We start from the raw sequence: 23,582 nt of genomic DNA on the forward strand, positions 1-23,582 counted from the left end.
TGGCCTCAGAAGCCGCAGGAAAGAATGGATAAAAGGCAAAGCCCCATGTACATTTTTCCCTGGCCGGTCTACGGCTTGGCGGTGGCAATGCTTGTCCGATTCCGAACTTCCAATTTTTGCAGCCAATGAAAGGGTGGTGGCACCGTGCCCCCAACAGAACCATAGCCAAAAAAATTGGACGCTGGCTGATCAACCCAGGCGATACGGCTCCGCCGGGCGTGCAGTGGGAGATGGAAAAAGTATGAAAGTTGCCGGGAAATGCTGAGGTTCCCGGGGTACCGAGGACAAAAGCGTGCCGTCCTCCTTCGTGGGGTAAAATGGCTTAAATCCGAAGCCGTTATGGAAAAATCCCGGTGCCTACGGGTTGGCGGTAGGCTTCATAAAGGCGCAGAATCATTTGGACAGTTCGGAATTTGCAGCGTACTTCACCGAAGAAGCCTTTGTTTCCGATGAAGGATCATCCTATTCAGGATAAATATTGAGCGCTTACTTTCGCAGGAATTGTTCCGGTAAAATGAGTATTTCTTGACGAAACATCCTGCGAAACCATAACACACTTCCATAATGACCGCACGTATGATTGGAAAATCAGGGTGTATACTAACCCTCTCAGCGTTGCTGCTGCTGCTTTTTTCAGTGGCTACTTCGGCGCAACCGTTAAATTCTTCGGACACTGTTGACCCGTCTCAACGGGTACGCGTGGCCCCTGAAAATGTTTTTAAAATGTTCCGCGAAGCTGGAATGAAGCCCGTTAATCACAAGCTGACAACGGCTCAAAAAGAAAAAGTACAACGGGCATTTACCCTGTTGCCCCCTGTCCATCAGCGAATTTTGAAACAGCATTTGCACAGCATCAGCTTTATGGATAATATGCCGAACACGGCATTAACGTCTCCTGTCGATTCAGCCGATGTACCGAAGCTCTTTAATATTACTTTTCGGGCGGGCTTATTGGACGAGACCATCTCTGAATGGGCATCGAAGAAGGAAAATACGTGCTTCAAACCGTCCGATGAGGCTGCGTATTCCCTCCGGGTTGAAGGGGGAAACCTGGATGCCGTCATTTACGTGCTGTTGCACGAGGCTACGCACATTGTCGACGCCGTGATGGCGATCACTCCCCACGCTTCTGACAAACATTCCATCGTTGAACCGACTCCATTTACAAAAGATATTTGGCGTACGATGAACGTGCCCGACGATAAATACCTGGATTCCCTGCTGGAAAAAACTCGTTTTCGAAGCGGTCAGGCTATGCCAATCAGCCTGGCCCCGGACGTTTATCGAAAGCTCGCCCAGACGCCGTACCCCTCGTTATATGCCACGGCAGCCTGGTTTGAGGATATCGCTGAGCTTGCCACTATTTATCACCTAACCAACCGGTTGAAGCAGCCCTTCTATGTGGTTGTTACGAAAGACGGCGTGGAACAGGCCAAATTCGAACCCATGCGTAACGGGCTTGTGCAACAGCGATTGAACCAACTGACCGTCTTCTACGCGAAATGAAGTTCCGTGCTTTCTGTTCTCCGTACGAACGCTTCCTAAACGTATAAAGTCATGCGTAAGAATCTGTTTGAGAGCAAATTAAAAACGTTTGGGTTACTCCCTGTCAGTCAAGATCAGGTCGAACCGATTAACGGCCCGGATTACAAGCCGTATATCAAAGTTCTGTTTCTGACTGCGGGCTACAAGCTCCGCGTAGATTTTTCGGTTTATGAAACCCGGCGCCCGGCCCTTTTCTTTATTAGCCCGAACCAATACCTGAAAATTGAAGAATCGGGGGCTGAAGGCGGCTACTTCATTTTCTACAACCGCGACTTCTACTGCATTCAAATCCATGATCAGGAGGTGGCCTGTGACGGCCTGTTGTTCAACAACATCCGGAACATGCCCAAAGTAGAAGCATCCGAAGAGGAGATGACGTCTATCAGGACCTTATTCAAGGAAATGCTCCTGGAATTCCAGCTCAACGACAGTTCCCTGGAAGAAATGGTCCGGACCTACCTCAAACAACTGCTGATCAGAGCGACCCGCTCCTGGAAGAAACAGCATTTGAGCACGGCAGTGACCGAACAGCAAAGTGACCTGGAATTTTTCCGGCTATTCACCCGTCTGGTGGATGCGCATTATAAATCCAAACATACCGTCGCGGATTATGCGGATTTGTTGTGCATGTCCCCAAAAACCATCACCCACAAGTTTAACCGCCTACGGCTGCCTCAGCCAAATGAGGTAATCAAAGACCGAATAATCCTGGAGGCCAAACGGCTGTTGGTCCATACTTCCCTTACCGCAAAGGAGATTGCCTATGACCTTGGCTATCATGATCCGGCGTATTTTAGCAGACTCTTTCAGGCAAAAACGGGAGAGTCCCCGTCGAACTTTAGGGCCGCTTTTCTGGCAGAAAACAATAGCTAAATTCCCATTTGACCCACCATCGTACCATCACCATGGAAAAGTCCAACGAATGGGGCTTGTCAAGGGCGATTTGAAGAACGGCAAGTAATCGATGCTACGTTCTTCGGATAAACCGATGTTGAAAAAGCGCTCACCGGACTTTAAAAAACGTTTCGACTCAGGCGTATGCTAAACGAATTAATTACCCAACTCCAAAAAACCGAGCACGGTTTTAAGCACATTGAAGAAGCTGGCAAAAACTTGCTGAAAGAGAATCCAATGGATGTACTTGAAATAGCCTCCAAGCTACTGAAGGATGAAACTTACCAGGCACGCATGCTCGGTACATTTCTACTAGGCCAGATCGCTCCGCAAAATGAAAGGGCCTTGGACGAATTAAAGTTTACCGTAGCGGCTGACCCCAACTGGCGGGTGCAGGAAATGCTGGCGAAAGCTTTTGATTTTTATTGCAGTCGCCTTGGCTATGAAAAGTCATTGAACGAAATCAAAAATTGGCTTCAGGATGAAAATCCTTATTTAAACCGGGCGGCCGTGGAAGGATTGCGCATCTGGACTTCGCGCCCCTATTTTGAACAGCATCCCCAAGTTGCCATTGCGCTTATTGCAACCCTTAAAGCGAGCGAAAGTGACTATGTTCGTAAATCGGTAGGCAATGCGCTTCGTGACATAAGCAAGAAGCATCAATCATTGGTAGAGAACGAAATTCTTCATTGGGATTTAACCGACAAACGCATTGCCTTCACTAAAAAGTTAGTATTTCCCAAAGCACGGAAACGGGATGTTTCGTAGTGGAAGTTGACAGACAGAAGTACGATCAGAGCCATGAATGAGCTGACTTCCCGCACTTGGCATTCAAATCAACGGATTTATCACGTCGTATGTCGGGTGAATTGATGAACGTTTGCTTTTCAAAGCTGACCTGAATGGTTTGATGGTCTCCGGTTTTCCGCCGTTCCGTTCGGTATCTGTTTTGCGCATTTGTTTGTGCCCCCCGTACCGAGGGGCTCACAAAACAGCAATAGCAGGCTTACGGATTCGGCCTCTATTATTTCACAAGTTCCGTATTTTTGAGACAGGCAAAGACTTCGCGATAAAACTCGGGGTGTGATTGCCAAGTCTGTCCTGTTACTATGTTTTTGTCGCGAACGGCCTGTTGGGTAGCATAGGTACCACCCCCTGCCTCAATTTCGGTTCGCACATGCTCGTAAGCGGTTACGTTTCGATTTTTCGCCAATCCGGCTGTGACTAAAATCTGGATACCATGACAGATGGCAAAAATCCATTTGCCCTGCCGGTTAAACTCGCGGACTACCTCTAACAGGGAAGCATGATTGCGTAGGTACTCAGGGGCGCGGCCGCCCAGCAGTAGAATCGCATCATAGTCGTCTACAAGTACCTCCTCTATCGTCAGGTCAGCAGCCAGACAATAGCCGGGCCGCTCAATATACGTATCCCAACCGGGTTCAAAATCGTGCATCACCAGGTTAAGTCGGCGTTTATTGGGGGCAGCAATTACAGCCATGTCACCTTCTTCCTGAAAACGGTGAACGGCATAAAGGGTTTCGTAACTTTCGCCCCCGTCACCGGTGACGATCAATATTTTGCGGTCCATGAAATGCAGGATTTAGAGTATGAGGGGGTAATATAGCTATTCTTCGCTGCTAAATTCGACCGGACGCCTGCCTACCCTAAAAATTCTGATTAAATTTTTTAGAAGCAATTATCGGAATAGCTAAAGTAATGCTGAAAAAAAGTGCAAAATAATTCCCTTTCCGTTTCAGGCTGCACAATAATTCTCTGAAGCAGGCGTTGTTAAGGTATTATGTTTTCTTTCAAGCCCCATCAGGTTTCGTGACGGGGCTTTTTTATGGCTTTTGTTGCTTAACCTACTGTCCATGGATACAGATCAACTCCCTCCTCCGCCCGATCCAATCCTGGTTCAGAAACAGCGCGTGGAGGCTGCCAGTAATTTTCTGAATATATGCGATTCCATTTCGAACGACTATGATACTGGCTACTATTGGGAGGATGTTCAACGAGCCTTACGGATTGCGGCTGGCTTAGAGCGATGGCCCGAGTGATCGAAGCGTTTTTCGTAATTGTTTGTACGAGAATGTTTTCTTCCAACTGGCTGATAGCCGTCTCTTCCTGTCGGCATAAAAACGTTGATAGGCCCTAACTTCTACAAGGATTTCAAACCTATACAGCAGTCGCAGCAGCTCCAATTCGATCAAATCCAGTTGAGCCGTTTATACCCTTTCGTGCTGTAAAAGACTAAATAGAGGTAACACGGAATTAATACCAACACCGCCGTCTGAGGGTTTTCTGGGAAACGATCCATTAGTTTGCCGAAAATAAGTGGAAAAATCCCCCCACCAACGACCGACATCAACAACAAGGCCGCTCCAAGCTTGGTAAATAAGCCAAGCCCACGAACGGCCAGCCCCCAAATTGTTCCCCACAGCAAGGCAGCCCCAAACCCCAGGGAAGCCAGGAAATAGACGGAAACCAAACCCGAAGAAAAATAAGTCCCGGCGGTGAGCACTAATCCCAGAACTGAAACGGTGAGCAGGGCCGCCTGCTGGGAAAGATACTTGGGAATGATAATCGTACTCAATACATACCCGCCAAGCATGGCATAAAGCGTATATTCGGTAAAGTGCCGGGCTTCATTCAGCGGAATGCCCAGCGAACGGCTGTAAACGATGATGCAATCAATGGGAATGACCTCACAGGCCGATGCCATAAACAACGCGACCACGCCTAAAACAAGGTAGGGAAATTGCCAGACTGACGTTTTAGGTAATCCGCCACCCTTATCTTCGCCCGCATCAACCGACTCCTTCACCTCGGGCAATCTGGAAAAATGGACCAGAACCGCTAAGGCCCCAAGTAGCAGCGTAATAATCAAATACGGATTGACGACTTTAAGAACGTAAGCATCCAGAATGGCTATTTTTTCGGCAGAACTGGCCTGTTTTAACGCAGCGATAATCGAATCGGCATTTACTAAAAAGATGGCCCCCAGAATCTGCTGGCTCAAAATACCGGCAGTTTTGTTCGCCACGCCCATAAAGCCAATCCGTTGGGCTGTACTTTCGGCTGGACCAATGACGGCTACGTAGGGATTTGCGGCTGTTTGCAATAGAGCGAGCCCAGTGCCCGTAATAAATAACCCGATGAGAAAAAAAGCATAATTCCGCACATACGCAGCGGGCAGAAACGATAACGTTCCAACGCTCATGATCAGCAACCCAATCACCATGCCCTTTTTATAACCCGTCGCTTTCAGAATATAGGCCGAAGGAATGGCCATGAAAAAGTAGGCGATGTAAGCGGCAAAGGCTACCCAAAAAGATTGAAAATTGCTCAATTCCAAGCAAATCTGGAAGTACGGGATCAGGACACCATTTACCCAGGTAATAAAGCCAAAGACAAAAAAAAGGATTCCAATGATGAGCATTGGATATAGCGTAGATTTCTCCTTCACCATTATTATTTAGATTTACGAAATGCCTGGACTGGCTTGTCATAAACAAGCGCGAAAGCGCTGTGCCGAAAAACCGTCTGTGTTGGTTACACGTGAGAGCCAAAAAGTACATCCGTGAGCCTACCTAATCAGTATCCCAGGATGTACTTTTTACATTAAACGCTGCTAACGGGGTAAGCTAGTCCTTATCCCACCAAAGGGGTGTACTGGCCTTATCAGGACCACCCAGCAGGGAAACCGCGGCTTCAACAGCTGCTTTATTGTTTTGTTTCTCGGCATCAATAAATGGAATTCGTTTAATGAATTCGGTTGTGGGCACATCTGTGTTCACAGAGTTTATGACATGATACAACTTGGGGTACCCCGACCGCCGGACCTCCGCCCAGGCTTCCATCCCATCCGGATAAAGCGCCAGCCATTTCTGCGTGCCGATCTGCTCCCGCTGTACCGCTTCGGTCGCTCCCCATCTGACGGGAATGGTGCTGATGGCGGGGGATTTTTGCGAATCACCGGGGGCCACGGGCGGGGTTGTTCCGTTGATGTAGGTGTCAACAGCCGCGCCACTGAATCCCCAGGTCGCCATCGAAGCCCGAATACCGTCTTCATAAAATGATTTGGCCGTACCTCCGCCCATGTTCCAGCCGTTCAGGGCACCTTCAGCCCGCAGGAAATAGGCCTCAGCCGCGTGCATGATGTCGGCCTTGACGGCAAAAATATTCTCCCATCCTGATCCCGTACCGGTGTTTCGGACCCAGCGTGCCCCAATATTCGAGTTGTTATCATTGGTATTGGATGGCTCGATCAATTGAGCAGGACTCAGCCCGTTGCGCAGGCCTTCGTACGTTTTGGTGGCAAAGGCCGGCTGAAAAAATTCCGTCATTCGCGGATCGCCGTACCCTTTCAGAAACGATTCCATCGTTGCACTCATCCGGAATTCGCCCCAGGCCGCAATCCGGGACAACCCGTTGGCGTCCGCACTGCTGACGGCCGTCCGAACCATCATGGCATCTTCCGTCGCGCTGGTTAAAACGCCCCCCGCCACCGCTGCCTCCGCTTCTGTTTTCGCCCGTGCCGGATCCACTTTCGAAATCCGCAACGCCAACCGCAGCCGCAGCGTATTGGCAAACTTGATCCACTTGTTGACATCGCCCGCGTAGATGATATCCGCGACCCCGAACGGCTTTTCAGCGGTTTTACCTTTTAAAACCGTAACGGCCGCATCCAGCCGTTTGAAGAAGTCATCGTAAATTTTGTCCTGCGCATCGTATTTGACACTTTGGGCCGGCACACCTGCATCGAAATACGGGATGGGTCCGTAGTGATCCGTCATGCGGTGAAACGAAAACACCCACCAGATGTTCGAAAGAGCGTATTCAGCGGTGTTGGGCTGGTAATTCTCAAACAGGGTTTTTAGCTGGGGCACAACCTGCGTATAAACCGGGTTCCAGTGGGAGTTAATCCATGACATATTGATGAAATAACGATCCGACAGGAAGTTAGGAGTCGTGGTGGCAAAATACTGGGCGTACAAATCCGAGAACAGATTTTGCCCGGTCTGGTAAGATGGGTGGTGAGAACCCTGGGATAGCGCCTGCGAAAATAATTTAGGGTATTCGTTCGGGCTTAGCACCACCACCGCCGTTTTGCTCTTGTTCATCTGGATAAAATCATCCGTACAGGATGCCGCGATGACACCGAGTACGCCCAGACTGACCATACGGGTCGCTTTTAGAAGGGTTTGATTTATAAGCGTATTCATGATTGTTCTTGGCTTAATAGCTGCGCTTGTTTTCCAGATTAAAAACTCAGTTTCAGGTTCAGACCAAGTGTCCGGGTTGAAGGCAAGTTACCGTAATCCAGTCCCTGGAAGTTTCCGGCTCCCAGGTTCATGTCCGGATCAAACTCCATCTTGCGTTTTTCGAGTCCGGGAATATCCAAGGTCGTATACCCGCGGTAGAGGAAGAACAGGTTGCGCGCGGTCAGGGAAACCCGTGCATTGGTGAAAAATTTAGAAGATAACGGAATATTGTAACCCAGCGAGACCTCTCTTAACCGGATGTTCGTTGCATCATACGTAAAGAATTCGCCCCAGGAATACCGTCCCTGGGATACGGTTTGCCAGAATTGCTCCGCCTTGATAGCCGTGGTGTTGGGCGTTCCATCAGCTTTGACCGCATCCAGCACCCAGCCGCCGTCCCGGTAAGCCGTGGTGTAATCGGCATTGCCATCGAAAGCGAGGTTTGCTTCCGTGCCCGAGGTCATCGTGCCGCCCACGCGGCCATCCACCAGGAACGACAGCAGGAAGTTCTTGTAATTGAACGTGTTGTTCCAGCCCACGGTAAATCGGGGATTGAAATTGCCGATTTTTGCGATGGGGCCAACCAGGGGTAAGCCTGCGTTGTTCACCACGTAGCGACCCTGAGCATCCCGCAGCCAGGTATACCCTTCCATATCCCCGTACGAACCGCCCTCGGCCACCACCGGTCCGGCACTCCGGATGCCGCTTCCCAGGGTTGCTTTTTTGATGCTTTCGTGCAGAGAAACAACTGTATTGACGTTGCGGGCAACGTTTACGGTGGTCTGCCAGTTTAACGTTCCTTCTCGCAGCGGCTGCCCCGTCAGCACAATTTCAAAACCCCGGTTGTTGATTTTACCGGCGTTGATTAGCTGGGAGTTATACCCCGAAGCATTGGCTAATGCCAGCGTCAGAATCTGGTTCACCGTGTTGCTGTTGTAATAAGTAAAGTCCAGCCCCAGGCGCCCGTTGAGGGTCCGTAAATCAAGCCCGAATTCGGTGGATGAAGAAATTTCCGGTTTTAGGTTAACGTTCGGCAGGGTAGTCGTTCTGGAAATATACCCCGTGGTTCCCCCGGTGGTGAAACCATACGTTGGGTCCAGCTGGTAGGGGCTGGTATCGTTACCAACTTGCGCCCAGGAGCCACGAACTTTCGCAAAATTGAGCCAATTGGGCAGCTTAACAGCATCCGATAGAATAAAATTACCCCCAAACGAAGCATACATGTACGAGTGCGGACTCGGCAGCGTAGACGACCAGTCATTCCGCAGGGATGCGTCAACCGTCAGGTAATCCCGGAATGAAAAAGAAGCGGCCCCAAACACGTATTGTAATTCTTTTTCCGAGAAGGTAGAAACCTTGGTGAGGTTGGTCGCAAAGGTCAGGTCAAATTTGTCAACCACGGACAAACCGGTGGCCATAGCGCCAACTTCCGAGTATTTGTTGTACGTGGAACCCGCGCCAAAGTTATAGGTGATGCCTAAATCCTTGCCAAGCTTATTGTTCCCCGAAAAAATCAGGTCCAGGTTCCGTTCGAGCGTCTTCCCAACAAAAGCCTCGTAATTACCACCCGCGGCAGCGTACAGCAAGGTACCATTGGCCCAGCCGCGATCGTAATCGTCAACATAGGTATCGTAGCTAATCCGGCCCTGTACATTCAGCCAGTTGGTCAGGTCATACTTGGCGGAGCCTAATATGATGGCCCGGTCACGCTTCTCGTTGGCAAAGGTTTTATTGATGGTCCAGTAGGGATTCATGTAGATTCCCGAACTTGTCCAGTACGTTGGGGTTCCTTTATCGGTCTGGTAAGTTTTGTATTCGTTCAGATCAACGCTACGGGGCACCTTCAGCAGGTTCATGATGGGGCCGCTGTTCTCCCCGGAATACGGTTTATTCTTAATATCCTGGTTGATATAGGTTATTTTTCCATCGACCGACAACCCTTTCACCGGTTGGGCATTGATGCGGAGGTTGATGGTATGCCGCAGCAGCTCATTGTTCGGAATAATTCCCTGATTCATGTTGTGGGTATAGGAAAGATAGGTCTGCACCTTTTCGGTTCCTCCGGAAATCCCGATCGAGTTGTTGGTCGAAACCCCATTCCGGTAAAAATCACGAATGTTGTTGGGGTAGGTTGTTGCGGGGGCGCCCCAGCTCCCGCTGGCATTTTCGCTGGATACGCCACCGGCTCCCTGCCCGTAGGTATTCTGAAATTTAGGCAACAGAAAAGGCGTTTCAACCACGACGCCGGAGTTGATATCGGTGGTAATTTTACCAGCTTTCCCTTTTTTGGTGGTAATCATGATGACCCCATTGGCGGCCCGGCTGCCGTACAGGGCGGCGGCTGCAGCCCCTTTCAGGACGTTCATCGACTCAATATCGTCCGGGTTGATGTTGGCCGCGCCGTCGCTGCGGTTGGTGCCGCCAAAATCCGAATTGACCTGATTGCGCACCGAGTTGTCGATCGGCACACCGTCAACCACAAACAAGGCGTTGTTATTTCCGGCAATGGAGCGGTTTCCCCGTAAGGTAACCCGGGCCGCTGAACCCGGCCCCGACGACCCCTGACTCACCACCATCCCCGCTACCTTACCGGAAAGGGTGTTGACAAAGTTGGCATCGCGGACGTCCACCAGTTGCTTTCCGGAAATTTGCTGCGTCGAGTACGTCAGGGTCTTGGCGCTTCGCTCGATACCCAGGGCGGTTACCACCACTTCATTCAGTTGGGTTACGTCTTCCAGCAAGGTCACATCAATAACTGTCTTGCCCGCCAAGCCGACATCCTGCGAAACATAACCAATAAAGGAGAAGGTCAGGGTGGCATTGCCTGAGGGTGCGTTCAGCGAATATTTTCCTTCCGCATCCGTCGAGGCTCCGGTTGTGGTCCCTTTTACAATGACATTAACGCCCGGTAAAGCTGACCCATCCTTGCCGACCACCTTGCCGCTCACCCGATGGTTCTGCGCCGATACCGACGGCGCCAACGCCCCCATGAACAAGGCCATGAACACCATGCATCTCATGACGCTCCAGGGGCGAGCGCTTCTGCTACCGGCGTTGGCAATGAAAGAAAACCAGATTCTATTAAAATTTGGCTTTTCAGGATTTTTTCTATCCATTGTTTTGCATCAGTTAGTGGTTATAGAATTTAATTCCGAGAAAGTGACCAAATATAGTATCACCACCCATCCCTAACTGATACTTTTTTTTATATTTCTCCTACTATTTTTCAGCAACCTGGATTTATAATCAGAATCGTCAGCGCTGTTCCGAAAGCATATAATCCATCAGGTGGAAGATGTAATTTTTACAAGGCCACAATGGCCAGCGACGGTTTATCCGGTACGCCATTTTTCATTTTAGCTGCGAAAACCGTTTCATTGGCCAGCGTCGAAACTGCACAGACTGTCGATCAACAGTGCGGGGAGCTGGTTTGGCAGATCATCCACCAAACCGGCTCCCCGAACGACACTGGCTTGCTTGTGAAACGGCTATTTTCCCGTCAAGTTGCTTCTGACTTTTTTCACGTCAGCCACCGAAATTGCCGATGCGTTATTGTCAAAACCCATCCGGATATACGTCAGAATCTGGGCGGCATCCTCATCACTCAGGAAATCATGGGCGGGCATGACCCCACTATACGGTTTGCCTTTAACCGTTATCGGACCCGATAGCCCCTTTAAAACGACTTCAATGAGTTTTCGGCTACTCCCGCTCACCCACTCCGAGGCCACCAACGGCGGAAACCGGTTCCCGTCTCCATTCCCGTCATTCAGATGGCAAGGACCACAATAGGTATTATACAACTTGGCACCGGCCTGTAGGTTGCCTTTCTCCAAATTGTCCTTACTTTCATCCGGCATTCGGATGTTGTTACTGGTCAGCTTTCGTTTTTCCATAGCCGCCAGTTGTTTTGCACCGAATTTCTTTTTGTCGCCTTTATACAGAATGCGCCAGATTTTGCCGCGCACGCTATCGCTAATGTACAGGGAGCCATCCGGACCAATGGATAAACCGACCGGACGGGCATGGGCATCCGCCGTACTGACAATGGTTTCCAGTTGGGCAAAACCGTCGGCAAATACTTCCCAGGGGCCGCTCGGAAGGCCATTTTTAAAGGGAACAAAACACACGAAATAGCCCGATTGCGGATACGGGGCGCGAATTGTGGAACCGTGAAAAGCTATGAACGCTCCGTTTTTATACCGCTCCGGGAATTGATCGCCGGTATAGAATACCAGGTCGTTGGGAGCCCAGTGACCGGGAAAACCGATGATCGGTTTGGTCACTTCACTTGCTTTCCCTTCTTTTTTGCCATCGCCCCCATACTCCGGATTCAGGACTTTTTTCCCCTGAATCTGGTCATAGTAATAGTAGGGCCAGCCGCCGTCCATCCCTTCGGCCACTTTGAAAAATTCTTCGGAAGGCAAAACCGCACTTTGCCAGGCCGAATACAAATCGGGCCAGATGCGGGTGAAACTGTCTCGACCGTGTTGTAGGGCGAACAGGTTTCCGTCCTGCTTATTCCAATCCATCGCCACAATACTCCGAATCCCGGTCGCATACCGAACCCCGTCTTTCTGCACCTGATTCAGTTTATTGGCGTCAAACTTCCAGACCCCGCCATGCCATTCCAGCTCCTCGCAGGGCATCTTTCCGGGCGATCCCGGTTTCCGACTTACAACCTGACACACGTCGCCTGGTGCACCAAAAGGCACATACATGAACCCTTTATCATCGAAGGTAACGGGCTTAGCAACGTGTTCGACCCGGTACGGTTTGGCGGGGTAATCATCCGTTAAAACCACTTCCGTTTTGCTGTTGGGAACCAGCTGTCCCTTCACCAGTTTGTTCCGGTAAACCGTTGTCGCCGTCGAATAATAAAGGTAGCCGTTGTAAATCCGCATGGCCGTACCGTAGCTTTGCGGGTCTTGGTAGTCGCCGAAATGTCGGATAATATCCGCTTTTCCGTCACCATTAGTATCCCGCAGGGCTACGCTGCCTCCTTCGGGTGTGACGGCCCGGAGCTTCATGTAAATATCGCCGTTGTCGTTGACAGCAATGTGACGGCCTTTACCAACGCTATCCACGACAACCACAGCCTGAAAACCGTCGGGCAAAAATAGCTTTCCGTTATCAGCATCACCGGCGGGCAACCGATCCAAAGAACTTGAAAAAGCCCAGAAAAAGGCACTCACCCCCGCCAGGATAGTCGCTGAAAATAAAGATCTACCCTTCAGGCTTTTACGCGCATGAACGTTGTGCATGGATTGAAAGTAATAATGAGTAGTGGGTTGGTCAGGGTCAGGCGTTACTTGGTTAGTTACTTACTGAGTGTTGTTGGTATCATAATCCCGTTGGTGTCGTAAACAGGTATACCATCCTTCAGGGTGAGTTCGCATTCCAGCTTCTGCGTCCCCATCATTTTGTCCCGGTTGACATCAAAAAAACCGAACTTGCCCTTCCGCAGATTCAACACCGTAACATCAGCAATGGCTCCGACGGATAAATGCCCTAATTCCGTCCGGTTAATCACCTGAGCGGGTTTCCAGGTGCTGGCTTGGATGACGTCTTCCAGCGGCATTCCCAACGCCAGAAACTTCGACATGACATTCAGCATATCTTTCATGGCCCCGTTCATGCTGCCCGTATGCAGGTCCGTACTGATGGTGTGGGGAAAAAGACCGGCTTTGGTGGCTGGAAGGGCCTGCGTATACCGAAAACTGCCGCCACCGTGGCCCACGTCAAAAATGATTCCCCGTTCGCGGGCGGCTAATACATACGGTTTCAGGGTCTTGGTTTCGACATCCACAATGGCTTCCTTCGTTTCCAGCAGTTCGCCGTAGGTATGCGTAAAAATATCGCCCGGTCTTAATTTGCGCATCAGTAATTCTTCCAGCGATAACCGGGGCTTGCTGCCACCGAAATCGATCATGACGGGCAACCCGGCCAGCTTTCCGGCTTCGACAACCCGGTCCACCGCGACAAAATCCGGCTTATGAAAATGCGCCACTTTAAACCCGACAATGTATTCCTTGTGCTGTAAAGCCATTTCGGCCGCTACTTTCGGGTCCATGTAGTTGACATTCTGCTGTTCATCCGAATACTCATCGCCATACATACCCGCCCGGGATATATTCAGCAGGGATAACACCCGCGTCCGCGACCGATCAATGATATTTCTCTTGAATACGAGAAACTCTTTCCCGCCCGGTCCTCCGGCATCAACAATGGTGGTTACGCCCACCCGAAAGGTAAAACCGTCCGGACTCAGGGAGCTGAAACCGTTGCTCAACGCGCCGAAAGCGGCTGTACCGGCAAAAACGTGCCCGTGAATATCAATCAAGCCCGGCATCACATACAACCCGGATACATCGACAACTTCAGCGGCTTTCTTCCTGTCAATTTTAGCTTCCACGGCGGCAATGCGCCCCGCTTTGATGGCGACATCCACCACCCGGTTGATCTTGTTTTTGGGATCAATCACGTGCCCGCCCTGCAACAGCAAATCATACTCCTGTGCGGTGGCAAAGCCACTCATAAACAGCGCACTTATAAAAACAATAAATTTCATCATGACACTAGAAGGTTACACCATCCGGTTTGCCAGCATACCGGATGGCCTGTTTAAACGACTGCCCGTTTCAGTTCTTCCCTGATTCGGTTGGCAACAATACGGTCCTGACCGGGCTTTAACATAAACACCGTTATCCGGATGCTGTCGGGGTCTTCCCAGGAAATCACTTCGATCGACGGCGAACCTTCCCGAAGCCGCTTGCCGAGCTCATCCCGCGACAGTTTAATCACCTTAGTATCCCAGCCAATTTTCAGCGAAGGGTTGTGATTGGCAACCGGCGGAATAATCGTTTCGGTATATATGCCCCTGACCGACTTCACCTCTTTCTCAACCAGCGCAATACTTTTCTCCCAGGTTTCCCAGTCTTTCTGATGATCGCGCTTGATGTATTGATCCAGAGCAACCCACATCCCGATGATCTCTTCCTTATTGACTTTATGCCCCCGTGCGATTCCCGAACGTGGAGGAGCGTTTAGCCGGGCGGCCGCGATCAGGTCTTTCCGTCCCATCAGAATTCCGGCACTTTGCGGCCCCATCATGGCCTTTCCACCCGAAATACAGGCCAGATCAAACCCCATTTCATTGAATTTCCACAGATTTTCGACCGGCGGCACATCGGCGGCAATGTCAATCATGGTGGGGGTGTTGAGCTCTTTTCCGAGTTTTACCCATTCTTCCTGCTTGATTTTGCCTTCCGGCGCTTCCCGGTTCAGAAACCAGAGCAGGGCCGTTTTTTCATTGACGGCTTTTCTTAATTCCTCAACGGTTTCAATCAGGATGATTTTCACCCCGGTATTGGTCAGCGCTTTATGGTACCCGTTGGCGTGTGTTTTCTGGATAATTACCTCCGACTTCATCCCGGAATCTTCCAGGAAAGGCAACATGCCCGCCTTTTTCGCGTCCAGGCCTGTCAGAACACCCGCCATCCCGATCACCAGCGCCGACCAACAACCCGCCGTCACCATCGCGGCTTCGGCGCGGCATAATTTCGCAATGCGCTCACCTACTTTGTCCTGCACATCGTCGAGCATGGCGTACTGCTGCGCACTGCTGTGGATGGCCTGCAACACTTCGGGCGGCATCAGCGAAGCCGTCATGGTCGTGTAGTTACCGGCGGCATTGATAAAGGTCCGCAGGCCCAGTTCTTTGAAATAGTCGGGGGCCACGTCGGGCTTTATGCCTGCGCCCGTCAGGGATTCGGCCGCTCCACCGATCACCGGCAGCGCCGAGATGCTTTTCAAAACCTCTCTTCTACGCATGGTCTATTTCTTTTTGATTGAACTCCTTAAAACACCCACTAATCTGCTGAAAATCTGGCTATTTCTTAAATTTATCCGGTACAATAAACTCATATCCTTTGGGGGGCCACGGCCCGAGGCTCTGGCCCGTTGGCCGGGGGTTGGGCGGTAAAATGGGGGTTATCCCTTTGACATGGTAGGCAATGTTCAGGAAGGGCGTTTTGATTTCTTTCTGACCGTCCACCGATGAGCGAATCCCCATATCAATCATTCCACTCGTCAGCAGGGTGCGTTCAACGGGTCCCTGCGGTTTTTCGGTGACGAGGAACTTCTGAATGTTCAGGGTCAGGTAGCTAAAGTGGGAGTAGCTCATGCTGTGGTCCAGCACAAACTCCGTGGAAACCACTTTTCCGTCGGCATGAGCCGCGTACGCCCACCCTTCCTTGACGTACTCATCCAGCATGACAATGGCGCCTTTCGTACCGTCATTGTAGTTGATAATAACCGCTCGCGGCTCTTTGACCAGCTCCCGCATGTTGCCGGATGCGTGGCCTTTAATCCGGTTGGAGGCTGCCATGACCAGTTCACCCGAAATTTTACCGGCATCAATGGCTTTCCAGACCGAATCGCCAATCAGCCCCTGCACACTGGCCACGCCCGTTTCGCCCCCCGCCCGGCGTTCCACCATGCATTGCAGAATTTCGCAGACGTGAAAACCGTAGGCGTCGAGCGAAGCATATCCGATGGCAACGGCCTCTTTGATTTTTACCCCCAGCGGGTGCACCAGCAGGGGGTCGCGCCAGCAGTAGGGCAGCGAAGACCCGGCCATCATCGGCACCTTCAGTTCCTGGGCCCGGTCGTACACCCACTTGCTGTCGAGCCAGCTATACGCCAGGTGTTTGTCCGTAAAGACCGGAACCGACCGGTTTGACGCATCAAATACCCGGAAAATCTGCTCCAGATAATTCATGCGCGGGTACATCTTGATACCGTACCGGCTTTTGGGGTATTCGCCATGTTCGCCCACGTAAATGACGGCATCAACGGCTAGTTTGTCCGTCCCCAGGGTCAGGGCTTCCGCAATGGTGGGATAGACTTTGGCATTATTCATTTTGGCAATGCGCACGCCCGTATCGTTGTCACCAATCTGGTCAATCCAGACCGAAACAATCTCCACGTCGGGTTCCACCAGGCCATCATCGGTCGGAATGCCGGCAAACAACTTGGTACCAATGACGTCGGCGTGGGCGCTGTTGCGGTAAATATTGGTCAAAAAAGCAATTTTTTTCTTAGGTCCCGCGCCAGTTTTCGGGCCACTGGTCAAAAACTCCTCCAGCTTCGTACCGCTTTCAGGGTCCTTGTCCCATAGCGGCACCAGGCTCAGGCCCGCGAAACCGATTGATTTTTTCAGAAAATCCCGGCGCTGATTCGTATTCGTTTTTTCCACGGTTTTGGGTTAGTAAAGAGGTTAGTCGTTCAGCAGTTAGAATCCAATGGCGTATCCATTGCGTCGGGGGTCGGCCCCGCCCATGAGCCAGCCGGATGTAGGATCGATGGTGACGCCCTGCGCCCCGCCCACCGTCATCGTCCAGTCGCCTAGGCTCGTATCCAGCTTGAAGCCGAGTTCTTTCAGGGTCTGGAGCGTTTTGGGTGGGATGCGCGTTTCGATGATTACTTCTTTGGCGGGTACGCTGCCCAGTTCGTCTTTCCAGCGAAAACGGGGGGCGCTGATGGCATCCTGAATGTTCATGCCAAAATCAATGACGTTCATGGCGACCTGGGGCACCGATTGTAAAATTCCGAAGCTACCCGGCGACCCGACAACCAGGTACGGTTTTCCGGCTTTGTGGAACTGCATCATCCCGCCAATGCACCAGCTAACGCCTTTGCCCGGCTCAAAGCTACTGGCGAGCCCTGGCTGAAGGCTCATCCACTCCAGCGCATTGTTGAACACCACGCCCGTTTTACCGGCCACATACCCAGAGCCAAAACCGCCCCCGTGGGTCTGGGTAATCACCACGACGTTGCCCCACTTATCCACCGCCGAGAGACTGGTCGTCGCATACCGGTATTTGTCGTTGTTGGCAACCTCAATGACCGGCTCCGGACGCAGCCGATACGACTGTTTTTTCTGATCGGCAAACCGTTTTTTCACATTGGCCACCACCTTTTCGCGCTGTTTCTGGATGTATTCCTCCGACACTAGCTCGTTAACCGGAACCTTCACAAACGCCGGATCGCCGATGTATTTATCCGAATCCAGACGACTCAGGGCAATGGCTTCCATCAGATGGGCCAGGTATTCGGCGCTGTTGTGGCCCATCTTTTTCACGTCGAACCCTTCCATGATTTTCAACGTCTGAAGCTGTTGCAGGCCCATGCCCGGTGGCGGGTTGTTGTAGACCGTATACCCACGGTATTGCACCGAAAGCGGGGCGGTCCACTGCACTTTATCGGGTACGGAGGCCAGGTCTTCCAGGGTGATAAATCCACCATCTTTCTGAAAAGCCGCAGCAATTTCCCGGGCAATTTCGCCCTTGTAGAACACATCAATACCGTCTTTGGCAATCCGTCGCATCGTTTTCGCCAGCGGCTTGTTGCTAAACTGGTCGCCGACTTTATAGCCCGATTGATCCGGTTTGAGGAAGATGGCAGCCGCTTCAGGATGGGGAGCAACGCGCTGCGTGATGCCGTCCCACATGGCCTGATCGTATTCCGTCACCGTCACGCCCTGTTCGAGGTATTGAATCGTGGGTTCAAAAACATCCTGGAGGGATTTGGTGCCGAAATCTTTCAGGGCCCGGTTCCAGCCCGCCAGGTTGCCGGGTACCGCCACCGTGCGCGGCCCGATGCCCTCCATCCGGCCACCGTGCCCCGCGCCGTCGTCAAAGCGGATGATGTCCTTCACTTTCTGAACATCAAAGTTTTTGGGAACCCAGCCGCCAAAAACGAGCGAACGGACTTTTTTATCCTTGGCTGAATAAAAAAGCATATACCCCACGCCACCCGTGCCCGACATAAACGGCTCGACGGCATTGAGCGCAGCCGCAGCGGCCACCACGGCATCAATGGCGTTGCCGCCCTTTGCCAGCATTTTCTGACCGGCCAGACTCGCCAGCGGATGAGCGGCCGTAACCATCCCTTCCCGCCCCATAGCCGGTGGTCGTAGGTTTTGTTTAGCCGCCTGAGCCCATACGGTGCCTGTCGAAAACAGCGCAATGAGTAGACTCCACAACAATCCTTTTCGCATCATCGTATCGCTTTATTTTAATTCCACAATCATCTCAATTTCAACCGGAATACCCATTGGCAGCGAACCCATCCCGACCGCCGAACGGGCATGACGGCCATTTTCGCCGAAAACATCCACCATAAGATCCGAGAAGCCGTTGATGACCTGGGGGTGTTTGTCAAACTCCGGCGTCGCATTCACCATGCCCAATACTTTCACAATTCGCTTGACTTTATTCAGATCACCGACATGGGATTTCAGGGCACCCAGCAGCGAAATGCCGGTTAATCGGGCCGCTTCCTTGCCCTGATCGACGGTTAGCTCCTTTCCCACTTTTCCTTTTACGTATTCGCCGTCCGCCTGTACCGGACCATGTCCTGATACAAACACCAGCTTGCCCACCGTCACGGCCGTAACGAAGTTCGCGATCGGCTTACCCGGCGCTTTCAGCGTGATTCCCAGCTCCTTGATTCGTTTTTCGGGATCAATCGGTCTATTTTGGGCAAGACTAGCCGGTATCGTGAGGGTTAGCAGTAGCAACAGCGAAAAGAAAAATTTCATAACGGTTTTCATTACTGACATCAATTTGGGTGAACAACTACGTTTACGTTCTCCGAATTCGGTTTTACACCTCTTCGAAGGGGAATAAAGGAACACGACGATTTTTATGAACCAGTTGGGTCATATCAGCCTGAGTCACCCCCGGCGTGTTGACCTGCACCACCGTTTGACAAACCGGGGCATACGCAGCCAGCGGAGCAATCACTCCTTTGGCAACCAGGACGTCAAATTCAGCGGGTTCAATGCCGCACGAAAGCAATTGATTCAGGCTAAAGGGAGGTACCCGGCGGGTGGTTACCATGATCAGGCTGCCCTCGCTGGTCTCGACGACCACCGTTTTTCCCATGGCGTAATTGACTTGTCCGCCATGCCGGGCCGCAGCTTCCGTAAAATTTCCGTCGGAAATCGTGACGAGCCGGACCCCTAACGAAAGCTTTTTAACGCCTACTCGAACCGTTCCCGTAATGGTCAGTTCAAACGAATCACTGAGTTCATAGGACAAGGCCGTCTGAACCGCTTCCGGATCGTACAGGCATACGAAATACCGGAGTTTTGGGGTGGCCAGTAATCCCTCCAGGATACAAATATTGTTTCCTGGGCTTCCCCCGCCAATGTTATCCCCCATATCGAGGAGCAAAACCGGCTTCGGGCTGCGTTCAGCGATATCCAGTGCCTGATGGACATCATTCCTGACGCCCACAAAATCCTTCCGGTTTTTAATCAGATACGACTCAAGCGCGTGCCCAACCTCCGTGGCCAGATCAATCCGGTCGTCGCTAACCACCAGCAGCGATGTTCCCATCTCCGGCACATCGGCATACGGAAAACCGAGTAAAATGCTCAGCGAAAGTATGCCCGGCCGTCCGGAAAGCGCTGCGGCCAAGTTATACAGACTCAGGCAAGGCTCCTGGCTGGTAAACTGCTGTTCGATGCTGATCGAAAGGGGCGCCTGGATCAACACCTGACGGGGCTGCACCTCCCCTTTCAGCATCCGCACCAGAATCCGAGCCGCTTCCTCGCCGGTCTGCCGCATATCCACGTGCGGGTTTTTCTTATAAGACACCAGGCAATCGGTCATTTCCACCATCCGGGGGCTAACATTGGCGTGGAGATCCAGCGTACCGACAATGGGAATGCCAGGGCCGACCCGTTGCCGGACCTGCGCCAGCCAATAACCGTCCATATCGGCCTGGGTCTGGCTCACCCCGGCTCCGTGCGGAACCACCAGACACGCATCAACGGGACCCGCCTGCTTCAGCCCTTCCAGCAGTTCAGTCAACAGAAAGTTCAGGGTCTGGGCTTCTACCGGCCCGCCCGGCGTGGCCTCAGCAAACAGGACCGGTATAAGTTCAATTCCGGCGCGATCCAGAACCTCGATCATACCGCTGATTTCGTGGTGCGCGCCCTCGTACTCTTGCCGGATGGCTTCCCCTTTCAGGTAATGTCCTTTTTTAAAATCGTCCAGGGTGGTCAAGCCCTCTACGAACGTATTTGATTCATGATAAATACCGACCAGTGCAACGCGTAACGCCATCATTTTCAAGTGTTAATAAAGTCGCCGAATCCTAAACCGATGCTTTTTTCCGCAAAGCCCGACGGGTTTACGGTTCCTTTTGAGTCTTTTCCTGCGTTGAACTGCCCCAGTAGGAAGCCAGCATGGAAGCGGGCAGTCCCATCAACGGTCCGCAGATGGCGGAAGCGAGTCCGAGGGTTCCCACCTTGCCCATGACCTTGGCAATGCCGGAAACCATTCCCGCATTTTGCATCCCGGTCGTTATGGCGATGGTGCGGCAATCTTTTTCGTCCAACCGCAAAAGCCGTCCTATCCAATACCCTAACGTGAAGCCGGAAACCAGCAGCAACAAAACCGCCAGCAGCAACCGCAGTCCGATGGTTAGAATGCTTTCCCGGCCCGATGCGATAATAATGGCATTGATCAGAATGATACCCCCCATCGAAACATACGGCATGGCCTCCTGTAACCATCGGGCATTGCCGCTGGTTACTTTGTTAAAGAGCAATCCAGCCCCGATGGGTAGCAACACCATTTTCATCATGCTCCACAACATGCCCAGTACATCAATCTCAATGTAGCCGCCCGCGAATAATTTCATCAGCAGCGGAATCAACAGCGGAGCCATGAGGGTCGTAATCGAGGTGATGGTAATCGCCAGCGCCACATTGGCTTTGGCCAGCAAGCTGAATAAACTGGCCGTTACGGACGTAGAGGCACATCCGAGCAAAATCAAACCGGCCGCGATCTCGGCAGGAAAACCCATGACATTGGCAAGGATATAGCTCATCACGGGCATAACGGTGTACTGGGCAATGACGCCGACTATAACCGATTTGGGCGACTTCGACAACGCGATAAAATCTTTTACGCCCATCGAGCAGCCGGTACCAAACATGATCAATTGAATCAGCGGGGTAATCAGTGTGGCCAACTCGAACCCGTTTACTTGGAGAAAATAACCGGGATAATACAGGGCCATAACGGTTACCCCCAAGATAAAAACCGTGAAAGCCAATCCTTTTACTGGCGCAAAACCCCGGAAAGCAATGGATAATAAAACCATGCCCAACACAAAAGCCGGCCCGGCTTCGGCCAAGTATCCAACAGACATCTGGTACCCGGTGTACATCAGGCAGCCCAGGGCCACCGTTAGAATACCCCCGTAAATCAGCCGTTTATTCAAAAGTGTATGGGTTTAGAAGTCAATCTTTTTAAACGCATCTACTTGCGTCTTTGTCATGGGTCGTTGGCGACCCCGCAAACCAATCCTAACGATTTCAATCCGGTTCCTGCCGGTGGCCCTTCACAGCCATTTCCGCGCGATCACGTCCGTGAATAAGTCCACCCCATCGGATTATTCAAACAGAATTTTACCGAAGAATTCGGGTAAATGAAAGTTGGGTTTGGGATGATCGACGAACGACCAGGTCAGCCAATGCGGGTTACTGGTTCGGCTCCCGGTTTTATAGAAATTTGCCTTCCAGACAGCACCAGGCTTAGGAATTGTCAGGTTTGAAAACTGTTTTAATAGTGAGAAGGGAATGCGGCATTCGATCGTCCAGGTAACGGGTTCGGTGAGTTCGGGATCAATCACCTTTGGTAAGGAATGCGCAATTTCGATTTGGTCGATGCTTTTGGCGTCCAGTTTGGTAAACGTCGTCCACGGTTTGGTGACGTAAAAGATCAGGGGTGTTCCTCCGGCGTTTACCTCCAGATTAAAATAGTGCAGGGGGGTGTCGCTATCCGGCGCAAAGAAGAATTCGACGCAGGAATCACCGGAGACATTGCCGTTGTATTCCGTCACCGTGCTTTTTACAAACTGATCTTTTACCTTGAAAATCAAATAAATATTATTGTCGTCGTATAAAAGCTTGGCTTCCGTTTCGGGTGTAAATTTTGGAATAGCACCCATGTATTGGGTAATTTTCACGGAATTGGCGCGCTTCCACTCCTTTTTATCCCACGCGCCATCAATCTTCATCGGTTTTTTCAGCCTGGTGACTTTGTAGGCTGACTGGGCCTGAACTCGCACAGCAGCTCCTAACAGACAGACGACTACAAGTGTCGAAAGAAATACTTTTAGCAGCTGGAAGAAACTCACAGGCTTCCAAAAAAAATAAGGATTATTATACAAAGTGGGATGCATTTACGCTGTAATAACTATGAAGAACCAAATAATAAATAACGATCTTAATCAAAAACAAATTTATATATCGCTTCCGGGACAGCCTTATACTATTTTTCGCTTTTCCGGTACAATTTTTTGGAAGGCATTATCATCAGGTTGGCTTGTGCGTTGTGAAACAACAAAATTGTACGAAACGCAAGCTGTGGGAGTAGTATTAGGGCGACTCGCTCATGATCTCTATGATTTATTTGCTTTTCAAAAAAGATAGGAACCGTCAAACACTAAAAACTGACTGATGAATAGGACTGCAACCTTCGGGCAAGAGTTGGTTGAGCGCATCAAAATCACTTACCTTACAGGGGTAGTTATCGACGAGAAGATATCATAATTTTTCAACTACCGTTTCCATGAATCGACTGGCATGAATTACACTTACTGAATAAGCTAACTTTAGCAAAGCTTTCTTTCAGGGAAGGCTCCGCCATGAAGACGGATAAAACTTCATTGAATACCTCTATGGTTGGGCGTTTATTGAAACCGCCTTTGACGGAGATTCAATCCACTTAATCAACTCTCCTTATTTTATCAAGGTAGCGGTTATGGCCTGAAATTGAGACAGTCTGAGCA

General features: G+C 51.1%; 18 protein-coding genes. 5 read left to right on the forward strand and 13 right to left on the reverse strand.

Going from position 1 to position 23,582, the window contains the following annotated elements:
* The first annotated feature begins 723 nt into the window (after positions 1 to 723).
* The 3 genes from ACYVH9_RS29200 (at position 724) to ACYVH9_RS29210 (ending at position 3,207) form a co-directional block, all read left to right on the forward strand.
* Complete coding sequence (locus tag ACYVH9_RS29200; RefSeq protein WP_460639987.1) at positions 724 to 1,506, forward strand: hypothetical protein; 783 nt, start codon at positions 724 to 726, stop codon at positions 1,504 to 1,506.
* Between the two features lie 51 nt (positions 1,507 to 1,557).
* Positions 1,558 to 2,418: a helix-turn-helix domain-containing protein gene (locus ACYVH9_RS29205; RefSeq protein ID WP_460639988.1), complete on the forward strand. Its 861-nt coding sequence runs from the start codon at positions 1,558 to 1,560 to the stop codon at positions 2,416 to 2,418.
* Positions 2,419 to 2,583: 165 nt separating this feature from the next.
* A complete protein-coding gene (locus ACYVH9_RS29210) occupies positions 2,584 to 3,207 on the forward strand; it encodes a DNA alkylation repair protein (protein WP_460639989.1) in 624 nt (207 codons plus the stop codon).
* Positions 3,208 to 3,463: 256 nt separating this feature from the next.
* On the opposite strand, the gene ACYVH9_RS29215 is transcribed toward ACYVH9_RS29210, so the two are convergent.
* A complete protein-coding gene (locus ACYVH9_RS29215) occupies positions 3,464 to 4,030 on the reverse strand; it encodes a DJ-1/PfpI family protein (protein ID WP_460639990.1) in 567 nt (188 codons plus the stop codon).
* A 283-nt stretch (positions 4,031 to 4,313) separates the two neighbouring features.
* On the opposite strand from ACYVH9_RS29215, the gene ACYVH9_RS29220 reads away from it, so the two are divergent.
* Positions 4,314 to 4,499 carry a hypothetical protein gene (locus ACYVH9_RS29220; RefSeq protein ID WP_460639991.1) on the forward strand — a complete coding sequence of 62 codons (186 nt, stop codon included), beginning with the start codon at positions 4,314 to 4,316 and terminating at the stop codon, positions 4,497 to 4,499.
* A gap of 149 nt (positions 4,500 to 4,648) precedes the next feature.
* Here the strand turns inward: ACYVH9_RS29220 and ACYVH9_RS29225 are convergent, their stop codons facing one another.
* The 12 genes from ACYVH9_RS29225 to ACYVH9_RS29280 form a co-directional block, all read right to left on the reverse strand.
* Complete coding sequence (locus ACYVH9_RS29225; protein ID WP_460639992.1) at positions 4,649 to 5,881, reverse strand: sugar MFS transporter; 1,233 nt, start codon at positions 5,879 to 5,881, stop codon at positions 4,649 to 4,651.
* A gap of 205 nt (positions 5,882 to 6,086) precedes the next feature.
* Positions 6,087 to 7,667, reverse strand: a complete 1,581-nt coding sequence (locus tag ACYVH9_RS29230) for a SusD/RagB family nutrient-binding outer membrane lipoprotein (protein WP_460639993.1) — start codon at positions 7,665 to 7,667, stop codon at positions 6,087 to 6,089.
* Positions 7,668 to 7,705: 38 nt separating this feature from the next.
* Positions 7,706 to 10,726 (reverse strand): SusC/RagA family TonB-linked outer membrane protein, encoded by a 3,021-nt coding sequence (locus ACYVH9_RS29235; RefSeq protein ID WP_460639994.1) that lies wholly within the window; start codon positions 10,724 to 10,726, stop codon positions 7,706 to 7,708.
* A gap of 468 nt (positions 10,727 to 11,194) precedes the next feature.
* Complete coding sequence (locus ACYVH9_RS29240; RefSeq protein WP_460639995.1) at positions 11,195 to 12,970, reverse strand: PQQ-dependent sugar dehydrogenase; 1,776 nt, start codon at positions 12,968 to 12,970, stop codon at positions 11,195 to 11,197.
* Positions 12,971 to 13,026: 56 nt separating this feature from the next.
* Positions 13,027 to 14,280: an amidohydrolase/deacetylase family metallohydrolase gene (locus ACYVH9_RS29245; RefSeq protein WP_460639996.1), complete on the reverse strand. Its 1,254-nt coding sequence runs from the start codon at positions 14,278 to 14,280 to the stop codon at positions 13,027 to 13,029.
* Positions 14,281 to 14,330: 50 nt separating this feature from the next.
* Entirely contained in the window at positions 14,331 to 15,539 is a 1,209-nt protein-coding gene (locus ACYVH9_RS29250; RefSeq protein ID WP_460639997.1) for an aminotransferase class V-fold PLP-dependent enzyme, read from the reverse strand.
* Positions 15,540 to 15,597: 58 nt separating this feature from the next.
* Positions 15,598 to 16,965 carry a hypothetical protein gene (locus ACYVH9_RS29255; protein WP_460639998.1) on the reverse strand — a complete coding sequence of 456 codons (1,368 nt, stop codon included), beginning with the start codon at positions 16,963 to 16,965 and terminating at the stop codon, positions 15,598 to 15,600.
* Between the two features lie 36 nt (positions 16,966 to 17,001).
* Positions 17,002 to 18,768: a gamma-glutamyltransferase gene (gene ggt, locus ACYVH9_RS29260; protein WP_460639999.1), complete on the reverse strand. Its 1,767-nt coding sequence runs from the start codon at positions 18,766 to 18,768 to the stop codon at positions 17,002 to 17,004.
* Positions 18,769 to 18,780: 12 nt separating this feature from the next.
* Positions 18,781 to 19,311, reverse strand: a complete 531-nt coding sequence (locus ACYVH9_RS29265; RefSeq protein WP_460640000.1) for a RidA family protein — start codon at positions 19,309 to 19,311, stop codon at positions 18,781 to 18,783.
* Positions 19,312 to 19,375: 64 nt separating this feature from the next.
* Positions 19,376 to 20,848 carry a M81 family metallopeptidase gene (locus ACYVH9_RS29270; protein ID WP_460640001.1) on the reverse strand — a complete coding sequence of 491 codons (1,473 nt, stop codon included), beginning with the start codon at positions 20,846 to 20,848 and terminating at the stop codon, positions 19,376 to 19,378.
* Between the two features lie 64 nt (positions 20,849 to 20,912).
* Positions 20,913 to 22,010 carry a bile acid:sodium symporter family protein gene (locus ACYVH9_RS29275; RefSeq protein ID WP_460640002.1) on the reverse strand — a complete coding sequence of 366 codons (1,098 nt, stop codon included), beginning with the start codon at positions 22,008 to 22,010 and terminating at the stop codon, positions 20,913 to 20,915.
* Positions 22,011 to 22,181: 171 nt separating this feature from the next.
* Positions 22,182 to 22,808: a carbohydrate-binding family 9-like protein gene (locus ACYVH9_RS29280; protein ID WP_460640003.1), complete on the reverse strand. Its 627-nt coding sequence runs from the start codon at positions 22,806 to 22,808 to the stop codon at positions 22,182 to 22,184.
* A gap of 181 nt (positions 22,809 to 22,989) precedes the next feature.
* Between ACYVH9_RS29280 and ACYVH9_RS29285 the strand changes: the two genes are divergently transcribed.
* Entirely contained in the window at positions 22,990 to 23,223 is a 234-nt protein-coding gene (locus ACYVH9_RS29285; RefSeq protein WP_460640004.1) for a hypothetical protein, read from the forward strand.
* The last annotated feature ends 359 nt before the right edge of the window (positions 23,224 to 23,582 follow it).

The organism is Larkinella harenae, from assembly GCF_054780515.1.

Bases quoted from the DNA above. Each gene is read 5' to 3' on its own strand.
- ACYVH9_RS29200 (WP_460639987.1), top strand. From the start codon at position 724: ATGTTCCGCGAAGCTGGAATGAAGCCCGTTAATCACAAGCTGACAACG.
- ACYVH9_RS29205 (WP_460639988.1), top strand. From the start codon at position 1,558: ATGCGTAAGAATCTGTTTGAGAGCAAATTAAAAACGTTTGGGTTACTC.
- ACYVH9_RS29210 (WP_460639989.1), top strand. From the start codon at position 2,584: ATGCTAAACGAATTAATTACCCAACTCCAAAAAACCGAGCACGGTTTT.
- ACYVH9_RS29215 (WP_460639990.1), bottom strand. From the start codon at position 4,030: ATGGACCGCAAAATATTGATCGTCACCGGTGACGGGGGCGAAAGTTAC.
- ACYVH9_RS29220 (WP_460639991.1), top strand. From the start codon at position 4,314: ATGGATACAGATCAACTCCCTCCTCCGCCCGATCCAATCCTGGTTCAG.
- ACYVH9_RS29225 (WP_460639992.1), bottom strand. From the start codon at position 5,881: ATGCTCATCATTGGAATCCTTTTTTTTGTCTTTGGCTTTATTACCTGG.
- ACYVH9_RS29230 (WP_460639993.1), bottom strand. From the start codon at position 7,667: ATGAATACGCTTATAAATCAAACCCTTCTAAAAGCGACCCGTATGGTC.
- ACYVH9_RS29235 (WP_460639994.1), bottom strand. From the start codon at position 10,726: ATGAGATGCATGGTGTTCATGGCCTTGTTCATGGGGGCGTTGGCGCCG.
- ACYVH9_RS29240 (WP_460639995.1), bottom strand. From the start codon at position 12,970: ATGCACAACGTTCATGCGCGTAAAAGCCTGAAGGGTAGATCTTTATTT.
- ACYVH9_RS29245 (WP_460639996.1), bottom strand. From the start codon at position 14,280: ATGATGAAATTTATTGTTTTTATAAGTGCGCTGTTTATGAGTGGCTTT.
- ACYVH9_RS29250 (WP_460639997.1), bottom strand. From the start codon at position 15,539: ATGCGTAGAAGAGAGGTTTTGAAAAGCATCTCGGCGCTGCCGGTGATC.
- ggt (WP_460639999.1), bottom strand. From the start codon at position 18,768: ATGCGAAAAGGATTGTTGTGGAGTCTACTCATTGCGCTGTTTTCGACA.
- ACYVH9_RS29265 (WP_460640000.1), bottom strand. From the start codon at position 19,311: ATGAAATTTTTCTTTTCGCTGTTGCTACTGCTAACCCTCACGATACCG.
- ACYVH9_RS29270 (WP_460640001.1), bottom strand. From the start codon at position 20,848: ATGATGGCGTTACGCGTTGCACTGGTCGGTATTTATCATGAATCAAAT.
- ACYVH9_RS29280 (WP_460640003.1), bottom strand. From the start codon at position 22,808: ATGAAGATTGATGGCGCGTGGGATAAAAAGGAGTGGAAGCGCGCCAAT.
- ACYVH9_RS29285 (WP_460640004.1), top strand. From the start codon at position 22,990: ATGAAGAACCAAATAATAAATAACGATCTTAATCAAAAACAAATTTAT.